14 protein-coding genes are annotated in these 14,561 nt (G+C 68.7%); 9 read left to right on the top strand and 5 right to left on the bottom strand.

Annotation, left to right across the window (positions count from 1 at the left end; genetic code table 11):
• Positions 1 to 23: 23 nt before the first annotated feature.
• Together AUP43_RS17210 and AUP43_RS17205 are read right to left on the bottom strand one after the other, a co-directional pair.
• Positions 24 to 950, bottom strand: coding sequence for a glycosyltransferase (locus tag AUP43_RS17210; protein ID WP_067559968.1), 927 nt, complete (start codon positions 948 to 950; stop codon positions 24 to 26).
• Complete coding sequence (locus AUP43_RS17205) at positions 937 to 2,142, bottom strand: O-antigen ligase family protein (protein ID WP_067559966.1); 1,206 nt, start codon at positions 2,140 to 2,142, stop codon at positions 937 to 939. Before AUP43_RS17205 ends, AUP43_RS17210 begins: the two co-directional genes overlap by 14 nt.
• Before the next feature lie 183 nt (positions 2,143 to 2,325).
• Here AUP43_RS17205 and AUP43_RS17200 point away from each other — a divergent pair, with 183 nt between their 5' ends.
• Positions 2,326 to 3,462, top strand: a complete 1,137-nt coding sequence (locus tag AUP43_RS17200; protein WP_067559964.1) for a glycosyltransferase family 4 protein — start codon at positions 2,326 to 2,328, stop codon at positions 3,460 to 3,462.
• Positions 3,462 to 5,393 carry an asparagine synthase (glutamine-hydrolyzing) gene (asnB, locus tag AUP43_RS17195; protein WP_067559961.1) on the top strand — a complete coding sequence of 644 codons (1,932 nt, stop codon included), beginning with the start codon at positions 3,462 to 3,464 and terminating at the stop codon, positions 5,391 to 5,393. Before AUP43_RS17200 ends, asnB begins: the two co-directional genes overlap by 1 nt.
• A gap of 4 nt (positions 5,394 to 5,397) precedes the next feature.
• Here the strand turns inward: asnB and AUP43_RS17190 are convergent, their stop codons facing one another.
• Positions 5,398 to 6,618, bottom strand: a complete 1,221-nt coding sequence (locus AUP43_RS17190) for a glycoside hydrolase family 2 TIM barrel-domain containing protein (protein WP_157089411.1) — start codon at positions 6,616 to 6,618, stop codon at positions 5,398 to 5,400.
• Positions 6,619 to 6,722: 104 nt separating this feature from the next.
• Here AUP43_RS17190 and AUP43_RS17185 point away from each other — a divergent pair, with 104 nt between their 5' ends.
• Positions 6,723 to 7,436, top strand: coding sequence for a tellurite resistance TerB family protein (locus tag AUP43_RS17185; RefSeq protein WP_067559957.1), 714 nt, complete (start codon positions 6,723 to 6,725; stop codon positions 7,434 to 7,436).
• 103 nt (positions 7,437 to 7,539) lie between these two features.
• Here AUP43_RS17185 and AUP43_RS17180 read toward each other — a convergent pair whose 3' ends face one another.
• Positions 7,540 to 8,193 (bottom strand): cell cycle transcriptional regulator TrcR, encoded by a 654-nt coding sequence (locus AUP43_RS17180; protein ID WP_067559955.1) that lies wholly within the window; start codon positions 8,191 to 8,193, stop codon positions 7,540 to 7,542.
• Between the two features lie 105 nt (positions 8,194 to 8,298).
• Positions 8,299 to 9,324 carry an NAD(P)H-quinone oxidoreductase gene (locus AUP43_RS17175; RefSeq protein WP_067559953.1) on the bottom strand — a complete coding sequence of 342 codons (1,026 nt, stop codon included), beginning with the start codon at positions 9,322 to 9,324 and terminating at the stop codon, positions 8,299 to 8,301.
• 77 nt (positions 9,325 to 9,401) lie between these two features.
• Between AUP43_RS17175 and AUP43_RS17170 the strand changes: the two genes are divergently transcribed.
• From AUP43_RS17170 to AUP43_RS17145, 6 genes are all read left to right on the top strand, one after another.
• Positions 9,402 to 9,584 carry a DUF1192 domain-containing protein gene (locus AUP43_RS17170; RefSeq protein WP_067559951.1) on the top strand — a complete coding sequence of 61 codons (183 nt, stop codon included), beginning with the start codon at positions 9,402 to 9,404 and terminating at the stop codon, positions 9,582 to 9,584.
• A gap of 26 nt (positions 9,585 to 9,610) precedes the next feature.
• Entirely contained in the window at positions 9,611 to 10,402 is a 792-nt protein-coding gene (locus AUP43_RS17165) for a 3-hydroxybutyrate dehydrogenase (protein WP_067559949.1), read from the top strand.
• Positions 10,399 to 11,433 carry a patatin-like phospholipase family protein gene (locus tag AUP43_RS17160; RefSeq protein WP_067559947.1) on the top strand — a complete coding sequence of 345 codons (1,035 nt, stop codon included), beginning with the start codon at positions 10,399 to 10,401 and terminating at the stop codon, positions 11,431 to 11,433. The genes AUP43_RS17165 and AUP43_RS17160 overlap by 4 nt, the downstream gene beginning before the upstream one ends.
• Positions 11,434 to 11,964: 531 nt before the next feature.
• Positions 11,965 to 13,287, top strand: a complete 1,323-nt coding sequence (locus tag AUP43_RS17155; RefSeq protein WP_067559946.1) for an O-acetylhomoserine aminocarboxypropyltransferase — start codon at positions 11,965 to 11,967, stop codon at positions 13,285 to 13,287.
• Positions 13,288 to 13,290: 3 nt separating this feature from the next.
• Entirely contained in the window at positions 13,291 to 14,091 is an 801-nt protein-coding gene (locus AUP43_RS17150; protein ID WP_067559944.1) for an alpha/beta fold hydrolase, read from the top strand.
• Positions 14,088 to 14,522, top strand: a complete 435-nt coding sequence (locus AUP43_RS17145; protein WP_067559942.1) for an acyl-CoA thioesterase — start codon at positions 14,088 to 14,090, stop codon at positions 14,520 to 14,522. The genes AUP43_RS17150 and AUP43_RS17145 overlap by 4 nt, the downstream gene beginning before the upstream one ends.
• The last annotated feature ends 39 nt before the right edge of the window (positions 14,523 to 14,561 follow it).

Raw genomic sequence — 14,561 nt, 5'->3', positions numbered from 1 at the left:
CGGAGCTGGGTGAGGGGAGACCCTCACACCCCGCGCAGTACGTAGAGCGCCTTGTAGGCCAGCGTATCCAGCCAGTGCTGGCGGTGGGCCTTGCCGGTGAGCGCATAGCGCAGGCGGGCGGGCAGGCGGGCCTCGCTGTCGAGCAGATCGTCTATCGCCGCGCGGTCGGCGGGGGAAAGGCGGTCGCCGAACAGGCGGCGCAGCTCGGACGCCTGATGGCGGCGCAAATCGGACTGGGCGGATGTGAGTTGCCGGCGCACCTTGCCCAGCAGCCGGTCCAGCGGCGTGTAGCCGGCGCCGATGGCGTTGCCGCCATGCTGGCGGTATTTCAGCGCCGGCCGGGGATCGTAGATCACCCTGCCCAGCGCGGCGATCACCTGATAGGCCCACCAATCGTGGAACACCGGCGGTGTCGGCCAGCGCTCGCGCAGCAGGGCGATGGCCGGGCGGTTCATCACGATGGTGCAGCCGATGGCGATATTCTCCACCAGCGCGTTGGCCAGGCTGGGGCCCCGGGCCGGCAGAGGCGACAGGCCGCGGCGCATCAGCGCCTCGTCGACGATGACGACGCGCGCGCAATACAGCCCCGGCATGCCCGCCGGCAAAGCGGCCAGGGCGGCGACGGCGCGGGCGATCTTGTCGGCCTCCCACACATCGTCCTGGTCGGCGAAGCCGGCATAGGCGGCGTCCGGCGAGATATCGTCGACCAGCCGGAAGAAGCTGCCGCAGGGGCCGAGATTGCGGCTGCCCCGCCGCCAGGCGATGCGCGGGTCGCGCGCCGCCCACTCGGCCAGCCGGTCCGGCGTGGCGTCCGTGGAGCCGTCGTCGCGGATGCGCAGGGCAAGGTTGCCATGGGTCTGCCCCAGGATGCTGGCGATCTGCGGATCGAGCCAGGCCGCCCCGTTATAGCTCGACAGCAGGATCTCGGTCAGCGCTTCAGGCTTGTCCATGGCGGGCACCGTTCGCGCCGCAGCGCATCGCCACGATGAACAGGGCCGCGGCACTCAGGAAGCCGGCCATCCACCAGGTCTGCCAGATGCCGTAGGCGGTACCGCTCATGAAGAAGCCGCAGGTCAGCAGCGGATAAGCGAATATCTGCGCGGTCGGCGGCAGGCCGCGCACCGCGCGCAGCACGCCGAGCGCCATGGCCAGCGCCAGCACCGCGCCCACGCCGCCCAGCTCCAGCCAGATTTGCAGGAAGGCGTTGTGCGGGTGCAGCGGCAGCAGCTCCACCGTGCCGGAGAACAGCGCCGGCGGGGCGGCGCCGATATCGTTCAGTCCGCGTGAGGCCTCCAGCCCCCAGCCGAAGATCGGCCGTTCGGCCACCCGGTCGGCGACGAAATCCCAGATCAGCACCCGGTGCCCCATCGAGAAGGGCAGCCCTTCCACCGAGGCCAGACCCAGGGAGGAGAGCAGATGCGCGATCGGCACCATGCCCAGGAAGCCGATGATCATGCCCGCCGCCGCCAGGTGGAAGGCGGCCCGGCGCGAGGCGGCGGCGATGCCCAGGAAGACCAGGCCCAGCAGCAGCCCGCCGGCCGCCGACTGGCTGGAGGAACACAGCACCAGCGCGCTCAGCAGCAGCGGCAGGGCGATGGCGATGCGCCGGTTGCCGCCCTGCCACAGAGACAGCGCCAGCGGCCAGACGAGCAGCGCGCACAGCGCCGCCGGCCGGTTGATCGAATTCGCCCCCAGCGGCTCGCCCAGCGGAATGCCGCGCGTCAGGTGATAGAGCGGCTGGCCGGTCAGCATCTCCAGCGCGAACAGCCCCAGCCCCAGCCCCAGCCCCAGCAGCAGGCCGCGCCGCACCAGCGGGTCGCCGTCCAGGCGCACGACCAGCAGCATTTGCAGGAACAGCAGGCTGGGAATATAGAGCAGCAGGAACTGCCTGACCTGCTCGTGCGCCGAGTCGGGAACCGCGCTCCACAGGGCGGTGAGGCAGGCATAGAGAACGAACAGCGCCACCGCCCAGGCGGCGGGGTGGCGCGGGATCGGCAGGCGGCGCGCGTTCAGCGCATAGAGCGCGATGCCGATGATCGCGGCCGCCAGCAGCCCGACCGCGACCACGCGCGGCGACCAGGCGAGCAACAGGCCCAGCGCCAGCAGCCAGGCGAAGATAACGGGACCGATGCCGCGGATCACTCTATTGTCGTCTTGCACGGGCGGCCGTTTCGTGACGGAGGAGGATCGGCCAGCGCTGGCCGATCCGCGCGACTAGACCAGCCCCGCCCGACAGCGTCAAGCGGCGGCGAGGCTTTACAATACGCCTGGCGATCCCGTAAGCCAGCATCGCTAAACCCGTCCGACCAAGCGAGGGACTGCCTTTTGACCCGCCGGCTGCTGTTTCTGGTGACCGAGGATTGGTACTTCTGGTCGCACCGCCTGCCGCAGGCGCGCGCCGCCCGCGATGCCGGTTTCGAGGTGCTGGTCGCCACCCGCATCGACCGGCATGGCGAGCGCATCGCCGCCGAGGGGTTCCACCCCATCGCCCTGCCCTGGCGGCGGGAAGGCGGGCTGCTGGGCCAGTTGCCGATGATCGCGGCGCTGGTGCGCCTCTATCGCCGGGAACGGCCGGATATCGTGCATCACGTGGCGCTGAAGCCGGTCGCCTTCGGCTCGCTGGCGGCCCGGCTGGCCGGGGTGAAGGCGGTGGTGAACGCGATCACCGGATTCGGCTTCCTCGCCACCTCCACCAGCGTCAGGGCGCGGGCGATCCGCGCGGCCATCGGCCTCGTGCTGCCGCCGCTGACCCGGCGGCGCAACGCCCGCATGATCCTGCAGAATGACGACGATCTGCGCCTGGCGCTCGACCGCCGGCTGACCCGGCCGCGCCAGGCGGCGGTGATTCGCGGCTCCGGCGTCGATTTGACGCATTATTCGGCCCTGCCGGAGCCGGAAGGCCCAATCACCATCGCCATCGTCTCACGCATGCTGCGCATCAAAGGCGTCGACACGCTGGTCGACGCCGTGCGGCTGCTGCGCGGGCAGGGGCTGGATGTCCGCCTGCTGCTGGCTGGCGGGCCGGACCCGGCCAACCCCGCCTCCTTCGACGCGGCCACCCTGCGCGGCTGGGCGGCGGAGCCGGGGGTGGAATGGCTGGGGCCGGTGGAGGATGTGCGCACGGTGTGGGCGCGCGCGCATATCGCCGTGCTGGCCTCGCGCGGCGGGGAGGGCGTGCCGAAGAGCCTGCTGGAGGCGGCGGCGTGCGGCCGCGCCATCGTCGCCACCGACGTGCCGGGCTGCCGCGACGTGGTCGGCCGCGAGGGCGAGGCCGGGCGGCTGACGCCGCCGGACGATCCCGCTGCCATGGCCGAGGCGCTGGCGCTGCTGGCGCGCGATGGCGATCTGCGCCGCCGGCTGGCGGCCGGCGCGCGGCAGCGGGCCGAAGCGCTGTTCGGCGCCGAGGCGATCGGCCGCGAAACCGTCGCCCTGTATGACGCGCTGCTGCGGGAGATCACCTGATGTGCGGCATTGCCGGTTTGTGGGACCGCCGCCGCCGCCTGTCGCCCTCCGCGCTGGCCGAGGCGAACGGCGCGATGACCGCCGCGCTCGCCCGGCGCGGCCCCGATGACGAGGGGCGCTGGGAGGATGCGGAAGCCGGCATTGCGCTCGGCCATCGCCGGCTGGCGATCATCGACCTCAGCCCGGCGGGGCACGAGCCGATGGTCAGCGCCGATGGGCGGCTGGTGCTGACCTATAATGGCGAGGTCTATAATTTTCCCGATCTGCGGCGCGAACTGGCGGCGGCGGGGGCGTCCTTCCGGGGCGATTGCGACGCCGAGGTGATGCTGGAGGGCTTCGCCCGCTGGGGCGTCGCGGCGACGGTCGAGAAGCTGGTCGGCATGTTCGCCTTCGCGCTCTGGGACCGGCGCGACCGGACCCTGACGCTGGGCCGCGACCGGCTGGGCAAGAAGCCGCTTTATTGGGGCGAGGCGGACGGGCTGCTGCTGTTCGGCTCCGAGCTGAAGGCGCTGGCGGCCTGCCCGCATTGGCGGCGCGAGATCGACCGCGACAGCGTGGCCGCCTTCCTGCGCCATGCCTATGTGCCCAGCCCGCACAGCATCTATCGCGGCATCCACAAGCTGCCGCCGGGCTGCCTGGTCGAGATTCCGGCCGAGGGCGAGCCGGCGCTGACGCGCTATTGGGATCTGGAATCGGTGGCGCTGGCCGGCCTGGCCGATCCGCTGCCCGAGCAGCCGGAGGCGGCGCTGGATCTGCTGGAGCCGCTGCTGCGCGACGCGGTGGCGCGGCGCATGGTGGCCGACGTGCCGCTGGGCGTGCTGCTGTCCGGCGGCATCGACAGCTCCCTGGTGGCGGCGCTGATGCAGGCCGGCAGCGACCGGCCGATTCGCAGCTTCACCATCGGTTTCCAGGACAGCGATCTGGACGAGGCCCCGCTGGCCGGCGCGGTGGCGCGGCATCTGGGGGCCGACCATACCCAGCTCTATCTGACCGAGGCCGACGCCCGCAACACGGTGCCGGAGCTGCCGGAGATCTATGACGAGCCGTTCGCCGACGCCTCGCAGATACCGACCCTGCTGGTCTCCCGCCTGGCGCGCGGGCAGGTGACGGTGGCGCTGGGCGGCGATGGCGGCGACGAGCTGTTCGGCGGCTATCACCGCCACCGCATCGGCGAGGGGCTGTGGCGGAAGGTGGCCGAGGTGCCGCGCCCGATGCGCAAAGTGGCCTCGGCGCTGCTGAAGATGCCCTCATCCTCGGCCTGGGCCAAGGTGGCCGAGCAGCTTCCCGCGCGCTACCGGCCGCCGATGCTGGGCGACAAGGTCGGCAAGCTGGCCGCCATCCTGCCGCTGGACGGGCCGGACGCGATGTATCGCCGGCTGGTCACGCATTGGCCGGCCGCCGAATCGCTGGTGCCCGGCGCCGGCGGACGGCTATCGATCCCCGGCGATCTGTCGGCCCGGATGCCGGACCCGTTCCACCGCGCCCGGCTGATGGATGCGGCCGGCTATCTGCCCGACGATGTGCTGACCAAGGTGGACCGCGCCAGCATGGCCTGCGGGCTGGAGGTGCGCGCGCCGCTGCTCGACCATCGCGTCGCCGCGCTGGCCTGGCGGTTCCCGAAGGCGCTGCTGCACCGGGACGGCAAGAGCAAATGGCCGCTGCGGCAGATTCTCGCCCGGCATGTGCCCGCCGATTTGTTCGAACGGCCGAAGGCGGGTTTCTCGGTGCCGATCGATGGCTGGCTGCGCGGCCCCCTGCGCGACTGGGCGGAAAGCCTGCTGTCGGCCGAGGCGCTGGCGCGCGACGGGCTGTTGCAGGAGAAGCCGATCCGCGCCGCCTGGCGTGCGCATCAGGACGGCGCGCGCGACCATGGCAACCAGCTCTGGGCCGTGCTGATGCTGCAGGCCTGGCGGCAGCGGCGGGGCTTCTAGGCGCTCACTGCACGCGGAACGGCAGATTGCCGGTGGCCGCGGCGCCCTTGCCGTCGCGGATCGTGACATAGAGCCGGTAATTGCCGGGCGCCAGATTGGCGATGGTCACCGATTCGGCGGCGGGCTTCAGGACGGCCTCGGGGAATTTTCTCAGCTCGGGCTCGGAATCGCCGGCCTTCAGCAGCACGGTCTGCTCCTCCATCACCGCCCACTCGACCTGTAGCGGGTCGCCATCCGGGTCGATGGCGCGCAGCCGGGCCATCGCCTGCTGGTCGCGCGGCCATGAAGCGCCCTGGACGAAATGCAGCACGGCGATGCGCGGCGCGTGGTTGCCGCCGGGCGTCTTGCCGCCCCAGGCCTCGGCCATCACCTCGGTGGTCTGCAGCCATTCGTTGCTCGGCAGCAGCAGGCTGTGCCAGGTATAGGTCACCTCCTGCTTCCAGCCCCACAGAAACAGAATCTGCCCGGCGCTCTTCGGGTCGACGGCGGCAAGCTGCTTTTCCAGCAACTGCGCCTTCTCCGTGCTGGTCGGCTCGATGGCCGCCCCCCAGGCGGTCTTGGCCGCCTGCCACTGGCCGATGGCCCCCAGCTCGGTGACGATCAGCGGGCCGGTCCAGCCCTGGGCGCGCACCCGGTCCGGCACGCTGGGCACGCTCTCGCCGTAGGAATTCACGCCCAGCACGTCGATGCTGGGGGCCTGCGCCTTCACCTTCGCCACCTTGTCCGCGCCGGTCTCCGCCAATACGGCCAGGGTGGGGTGATCGGGGTCGAGCGACTTCACCAGCTTCGCCGCTTGCTCAATGGCCGGCCAGACCTGGCTGTCATCGGTTAATTCCGCCTCGACCTCGTTGCCGATGCCCCACATCAGCAGCGCCGGGTGGTCTTTATGGGCCAGCACGAACTGGCGCAGCCGCTCCATCTGCGGCTCGACATGGGCCGGGTTGGCGTAATCGAAGCCGCGGCGCGGATGCTCCAGCCAGAAGCCGAGGATGACTTTCAGCCCCAGCCGCTCGGCCTCGTCCAGCACATCCTCGTTATTGTCGCCATAGGTGCGGATGGTGGTGACGCCCAGATCGCGCAGCATCTCCAGATTGCCCCAGCCGGCGACGCCATGCGCCTTGAAGGGCTTGCCGTCGACCAATATCCGCTCGCCCTGCACCGTTACCTCGGCCCGCGCGGGAAGGGCGATCAGCAGGGAGGCGATCAACAGCAAGGCAAGACGCATGGTTATGAAGTCCTTCACCATTCGGGCCATTTCGGGGCGGGGCGTTGAACCGGGTACCACCATCCCCATGTGAGCGCAGGAAAACAGCGAACTGTGGAGAAAAGATGGACCCGACGAAATTGCTCGATCAATTCCTGGGCGGCGACTCGAAGTCGAAGCTGCAGCAGGCCGGCGGCATGGCGAAACAGAAGTTCGATTCCTTCGGCGGGGTCGGCGGCTTTGCCGGCGGGGCGGCGGCCGGCGGGCTGCTCGGCATGCTGCTGGGCAACAAGAAAGTCCGCAAGATGGCCGGCGGCGTGGCCGGCTATGGCGGTGCCGCCGCGCTGGGCGCGCTGGCCTTCAAGGCCTATCAGAATTGGCAGCAGGGCAAGCAGGCGGCCTCCGCCCCGGTGGCGACGCAGGCCGATATTCCGCAGACCGAGGCGCGCTTCCTGCCCGACGCCGCCCCGGCGGCCGACGGCCAGCCGTTCCAGCTTTCGCTGATCCGCGCCATGATCGGCGCGGCCAAGGCCGACGGCCATGTCGACGCGGCGGAACAGAAGCTGCTGTTCGAGCAGGTCGATCAGATGGGGCTGGATGCCGAGGCCAAGGGCTTCGTGTTTGACGCGCTCGGCAAGCCGGTCGACCTGGCCGAGGTGGCCGGCGCGGCCAAGACCCAGGAGCAGGCGGCCGAGCTCTACCTCGTCTCCCGCCTCGCCATCGACCCCGACCATCCGGCGGAGAAGGCCTATCTGGAAGCGCTCGCCCACCGGCTGAACCTGCCGGCGGACCTGGTCGCCCACCTGAACCGCCAGGCCGAGGCGGGGCTGGCGGGGTAGGAGGCTAAATCTCTATCGCCAGGGTCGGGCTGGACCCGATCATCCAGCGGCGACCAGCCAGGGGCCGCGCTGACGCGGCCGGGCGAATGCCCGGCCTTAGGCGTTAGGCGTCCTGGCGTTCGCTGTGGTCGGCGAAGCCCGTTGGGGCGTCGGTGTCCGGGGCGTCCGAGGCCGAATCCGGGGCCGAATCCGGGGCGACGCCGGCGTCCGCGCCTTCCTCTTCCGTTGTCACCGGACGGCGGGCGCGGGCGGCGAGCAGGGCGGCGTTCATGTCCTTCATGCTGGTCAGGCCGAGCTGGACGGGGTGCTGCGGACGGATATTGGTCGAATTCCAATGCGACTTGTCACGGATCGACTGAATGGTCGGCTTGGTGGTGCCGAGCAGCTTGCCGATCTGCGCATCCGACAATTCGGGGTGATGGCGCAGCAGATAGGCAATCGCGTCCGGCTTGTCCTGGCGCTTGGAGATCGGCGTGTATTTCGGGCCCTTGCGCTTTTGCGCCGGCACCTCGATCGCCCGCTGGGCGGCCTCCAGCCGCAAGGCCGGATTCTTGCTGCACCGCTCGATCTCGTCCCAGGTGATCTGGCCATTCGCCACCGGGTCGAGGCCCTGCATGCCGGTCGCCACCTCGCCGTCGGCGATGGCCTGCACCTCCAGCGCGTGAAGGCCGCAGAAAGCGGCGATCTGCTCGAAGCTGAGCGCGGTGTTCTCGACCAGCCACACGGCGGTGGCCTTCGGCATCAATAAGTCAGCCATTATACCTCCAGAGCGACGGGACGCCTTGTCCCGCCGGACACTAATGTAAATTGGTGCGGTAGACGCGCAATCAACGGAAAACCCGGATCGGGCCTTACCTTTCGATCATGTCTCTAACATGATTTTCCCGATATGGGTGCTGGATTCCATCAGCGCATGCGCCTCGGCCGCCTGATCCAGCGGGAAGATTTTATGGATCAGCGGGCGGACCTCCCGCTTGGCCAGCAGCGGCCATACCTTGTGGTACAGGTCGCGCCCGATCAGCGCCTTCTGCATCACGCTGCGCGGGCGCAGGGTGGAGGCGGTGACGGTCAGCCGCTTCATCATCAAGGTGGGGATGAACATCTCGGTCTTCGCCCCGCCCAGCACGGCGATGATGACCAGCCGGCCCTCGGTGCGCAGCGCGTCCAGATTCTTCTCCAGATAGGGCGCGCCGACCATGTCGAGGATCACGTCGGCCCCGCCGCAGGATTCTTTCAGCACCTGGGCGAAATCCTCGGTCTTGTAGTTGATGCCGCGCTCCGCCCCCAGCTCCTCGCAGATTTTGCACTTCTCGTCGCTGCCGGCGGTCGCGAACACCCGCGCGCCGAACTGCTTGGCGAGCTGGATCGCCGTGGTGCCGATGCCGCTGGAGCCGCCATGCACCAGCAGCACCTCGCCGGGCATCAGCCGGCCGCGCTCGAACACGTTGGTCCAGACGGTGAAGAAAGTCTCCGGCAGGCCCGCCGCCTCGGCCATCGAGTAGCCCTCGGGCACCGGCAGGCATTGCAGGATCGGCGCGGTGCAATATTCCGCATAGCCGCCGCCGGCGACCAGCGCGCACACCTTGTCGCCCACCTTCCAGCTCAACGGGTTGGGATAGAGCCCCTCCAGCGTGGCCATCGGGTCGGCCTCGCCGATGGCGACGATGGTGCCCGCGACCTCCAGCCCCGGAATGTCGGTGGTGCCCGGCGGCGGGTTGTAGCTGCCCTTGCGCTGCTGCACGTCGGGGCGGTTGACGCCGGCGGCCTCGACCTTGATCAGCACTTCGCCGGGCTTGGGCTGCGGCACCGGGCGGGCGCCGGAGCGCAGCACCTCGGGGCCGCCCGGCTGGGCGATCTCAATCGCGCGCATCGTCTCTGGCAACGCCATTTCTGCTTTCCTCCCATTTCGGATTTCATACGTCCTCTATTATGCTCGCCCCATTCTTGCAAGCACCGGAGCACAAGATGGACGCCGACGATCTGCTGCCGAGAAACCAGAAACCGCAGAAGCGCGACCTTTCGCCCCTGTCGGTGGAGGAGCTGAAAACCTACATCGCGGAGATGGAGGAAGAGATCCGCCGCGTGACAGCGGAGATCGAGAAGAAAAGCAGCCATCGCGGCAGCGTCGAATCCCTGTTCCGGCGCTGATCCCCCCTCATTCCAGGAGCAACATCGTGACCCAATCGCTCAAAGGCAGGCGCGCCCTCGTCACCGGTTCGACCAGCGGCATCGGCCTGGGCATCGCCCGTGCGCTGGCCGCCGCCGGGGCCGACATCATGCTGAACGGCTTCGGCGACGCCGCCGAGATCGAGACGATCAAGGCCGGCCTCGCCCGCGAATTCGGCGTGAAGACCGGCTATGACGGCGCCGACATGAGCAAGCCGGAACAGATCGAGGCGCTGGTGGCCAAGACGGTCGCGGCGCTGGGCGGGCTGGACATCGTGGTGAACAATGCCGGCATCCAGCATACATCGCCGGTCGACCAGTTTCCGGTCGACAAATGGGACGCGATCATCGCCATCAACCTGTCCTCCTCCTTCCACACCATCCGCGCGGCGCTGCCGGCGATGCGCCAGGGCGGCTGGGGGCGGATCGTGAATATCGCCTCGGCGCACGGGCTGGTTGCCTCGGCGAACAAATCCGCCTATGTCGCGGCCAAGCACGGGCTGGTCGGTCTGACCAAGGTGGTGGCGCTGGAAACCGCCAATGACGGCATCACCTGCAACGCCATCTGCCCCGGCTGGGTGCTGACCCCGCTGGTGCAGAAGCAGATCGACGCCCGCGCCAAGAACGAGGGCATCACGGTGGAGCAGGCCGAGCTCGACCTGTTGGGCGAGAAGCAGCCGGCCAAGCGCTTCACCACGCCAGAACAGCTGGGCGAGCTGGCGGTCTTCCTTTGCTCCGACGCCGCGGCCAACATGACCGGATCGGCCTATTCGATGGATGGCGGCTGGACGGCGCAATGACCGGCGCGGGCAGGCCGAAGCCCTACCGCATCAATCTGGCGCTCCAGGGCGGCGGCGCGCATGGCGCCGTCACCTGGGGCGTGCTGGACCGGCTGCTGGAAGACGAGCGTCTGGAATTCGACGGCATCAGCGGCGCCTCGGCGGGGGCGATGAACGGCGCCATCGTGGCGCACGGCCTGGCCGAACACGGCTTCACCCCGGAAGGACGGCAGGCGGCGCGCGACGGGCTGCGCCGGTTCTGGACCGGCATCGGCGACGCCGCCCGCTTCAGCCCGCTGCAACCCAGCCCGCTGGACCGGCTGGTCAGCAACGGCAATCTGGATTTTTCGCCCGGCTTTCATGCCGTCGACATGCTGTGGCGCACGCTGTCGCCCTACCAGTTCAACCCAATGAACCTCAACCCGCTGCGCGACCTGCTGGCGGAGATGGTGGATTTCAAGCGTCTCAGCGGGGCAGGGCCGCTGCAATTCTTCGTCAGCGTGACCAATGTGATGACCGGCCAGCTCGAAGTGTTCGCCAAGGAGAAGGTGAGCATCGACGTGCTGCTGGCCTCGGCCTGCCTGCCGCAGCTGTTCCGCGCGGTGGAGATTGACGGCGCGGCCTATTGGGATGGCGGCTATACCGGCAACCCGGCGCTGTTCCCGCTGATGAACCATTGCCAGAGCCCGGACATCGTGGTGGTGCAGGTGAACCCGATCCACGCCCGCCGCGCGCCGGTCACCGCCACCGAGATCGGCGACCGGGTGAACGAGATCAGCTTCAATTCCAGCCTGCTGCGCGAGCTGCGCACCATCGCCTATTTGACCAAGCTGATCGATGCCGGCCATGTCGACCCGAAGGCCGGGCTGGTGCGCGCCTATGTGCACATGATCCATGCCGAGGAGGATATGCAGGGCCTCGGCGTCTCCAGCAAATTCAACGCCGAGCCTGCTTTCCTGGAACAGCTCTATAGGATCGGCCGGAAAACCGCCGACGCCTGGCTGCACCGTAATTACCGGGCGCTGGGCCAGCGCAGCACCCTGGGCAAATAGGCCCGTCCACAGTCGGCGCGCCAAGTATTCGCCGGCCTTAACTATCGGTTCAGCAGAATTGCCCGGCCGATAATTTGCGCGCTCGGCTTTTCTGTTTTAGTAAAGACTTGTTAACCCTGCTGTTTTATATTAGGGTTACATTGTGTCCTTGATGGTCTTAGACGCCCGCAATCCATCGGGATGCATGGTGATGTGAAGCCTCCCTTTTCCTCATGCGCCGCCACCGGGCGGCGCTTTTTTCGTTTGCGGACATATGAACGCAATGCGCCAAAAATGCGACAACCTAAATCAAATGCTTGAAAAGTCAGAGATTTTCGGCGCGCATATTGTTATCTTGACGACATGATCCCGACATGACTACCCTTTGGCCAGCTTGTACTCGGCAAGTTGAACAGGGCAGATAATTTTCGAGGGCGGAACACCGCCCCGATATTGGGTCTAGGGCCGCTTCGCAAGAAGCGGCCCTTTCCCTTTGCGGGCAATACAGGCTTGTGTAGAGTTCGGCAGATTTAGCAACCAGGCCGAAACCCGATGCCCTCCTCAGACCAGCCGGGCGCAAACGCCTTCCGCTTCGACACGCTGTCGCTGCATGCCGGCCAGCGCCCCGACCCGACGACGGGCGCGCGCGCCGTGCCGGTCTACCAGACCACCTCCTACGTGTTCAAAGACGTCGACCACGCCGCGGCGCTGTTCAACCTGGAGCGCGCCGGCCACATTTACAGCCGCATCTCCAATCCCACCGTCGCGGTGCTGGAGGAGCGGCTGGCGGCGCTGGAGGGCGGCGTCGGCGCCATCGCCACGGCCAGCGGCCAGGCCGCGCTGCACCTGGCCATCGCCACGCTGATGGGCGCGGGCGGCCATATCGTCGCCTCCAACCGGCTGTATGGCGGCAGCCACAATCTGCTGACGCACACGCTGCCGCGCTTCGGCATCACCACCAGCTTCGTCGATCCGCGCGATCTGGACGGCTTCCGCGCCGCCATCCGCCCGGAAACCAGGCTGGTGTTCTGCGAGACCATCGGCAATCCCGGCCTTGAGGTCGCGAATTTGCCGGAACTATCGCAGATCGCGCATGAAGCCGGCGTGCCGCTGCTGGTCGATTCCACCTTCGCCACGCCCTATCTGTGCCGCCCGATCGAGCATGGCGCCGACATCGTGATGCATTCGGCGACCAAATGGCTGGGCGGGCATGGCGTGGCCATCGGCGGCATGCTGGTCGATGGCGGCACGTTCGACTGGGAGAAATCCGGCAAGTTCCCGACCCTGACCGAACCCTATGCCGGCTATCACGGCTTGGATTTCGCCGAGGAATACGGCCCCCAGGCCTTCGTGATGCGCGCCCGCGCCGAGGGGCTGCGCGATTTCGGCGCCTGCATCAGCCCGCACAACGCATTCCTGCTGCTGCAAGGGGTGGAGACGCTGCATCTGCGCATGGCGCGCCATGTCGAGAATGCCCGCGCCGTCGCCAAATTCCTGGAGACGCACCCCGCCGTCGCCTGGGCGAACTATCCCGAGCTCGACAGCCATGCCGATAAGGATCTCGCGGCCAGGCTGCTGCCCAAGGGCGCCGGCTCCATCGTCACCTTCGGCATCAAAGACGCCCGGGGGGGCGGCCGCGAGGCCGGGCGGCGCTTCATCGAGCGGCTGGCGGTGTTCTCGCATCTCGCCAATGTCGGCGACGCCAAGTCGCTGGTCATCCATCCCGCCTCCACCACGCACCAGCAGATGGACGCCGAAGCGCTGAAGGCCGGCGGCATCGGCGAGGAGCTGATCCGCCTGTCGGTCGGGCTGGAAGACCCGGCCGATCTGCTGGCCGATCTCGACCAGGCCCTGAAGGCGTCGCAAAAAGGCTGAGCCATGGAACTGACCGTAAACGGCAAGCGCGCCTTCGCTTCGACCGGCGGCCGCGCCTTCGATCCCGCCCGGCCTGTCGTGGCCTTCCTGCATGGGGCCGGCATGGACCGCAGCGTCTGGTCCGGCCAGGTGCGCTATTTCGCCAATCACGGCTGGTCGGTGCTGGCGCTCGATCTGCCGGGACACGGCCATTCCGCCGGGCCGGCGCTGCCCGACATCCACGCGATGGCCGACTGGGTGGCCGACGCCCTGGCCGAGGCCGGGGCCTCGAAGGCGGCGCTGGTCGGCCATTCGATGGGCGCGCTGGTCGCCCTGGCCACGGCGGCGCGGCATCCGGCCCGGGTGACGGCGCTGGCGCTGCTGGGCGCGGCGGCGCATATGCCGGTGCACCCCGACCTGCTGAAGGCCGCCGCCCTGCACGACCATGCCGCCCTCGACAGCATGGTGAATTGGGGCGTCGGCCGGCCGGCGCATCTGGGCGGCCATATCGCTCCCGGCCTGTGGGTCACGGGGGCCTCCCTGCGGCTGCTGGAGCGCATCGATTACGGCGTGCTGGCGAACGATCTGGGAGCCTGCAACGCCTATGACGACGGCCCGGCAGACGCGGCGAAAGCCTATTGCCCGGCCCTGGTGCTGATCGGCGCCGCCGACCGCATGGCCCCGCCCAAGGCCGGCAAGGCGCTGGCGGAAAGGCTGCCCGCTCCGACCGTCGCCGTGCTGCCCGTCGCGGGACACATGATGATGGTGGAAAAGCCCGACGAGACGCTGGACGCGCTGATCGACTTCCTGGCGGGCGCGGCATGAGCGAGCCGGTCCCGACCCGCGCGGACTACCCGCACTTCCTGGCGATTCCGACGCGCTGGAAGGACAACGACATTTACGGCCATGTGAACAATGTCGAGTACTACTCCTATTTCGACACGGTGATCTGCCATTACCTGATCAAGGCCGGCGGGCTCGACATCCACAAGGGCGACGTGGTCGGCGTCGCGGTCGAGACCAAATGCACCTATCGCCGCTCGGTCGCCTTCCCCGACGTGATCGATGCCGGCCTGCGCGTCGCCAGGCTGGGCAACAGCTCGGTGCGCTACGAGATCGGCCTGTTCCGCCAGGGCGACGACGAGATCGCCGCCGAGGGCTATTTCGTCCATGTCTTCGTCACCCGCGGCACCCAGAAGCCGGTCCCCATCCCCCCCGGCATCCGCGCCGCCCTGGCGAAGCTGGCGGTGGCGTAGGCGTTCCTCCCCCGAATGCGTCATGGTCGGACTTGATCC

Origin of the sequence: Oceanibaculum pacificum, assembly GCF_001618175.1 — a bacterium.
Classification (GTDB): domain Bacteria; phylum Pseudomonadota; class Alphaproteobacteria; order Oceanibaculales; family Oceanibaculaceae; genus Oceanibaculum; species Oceanibaculum pacificum.
This window is presented reverse-complemented; position numbering and strand designations above follow the sequence as displayed.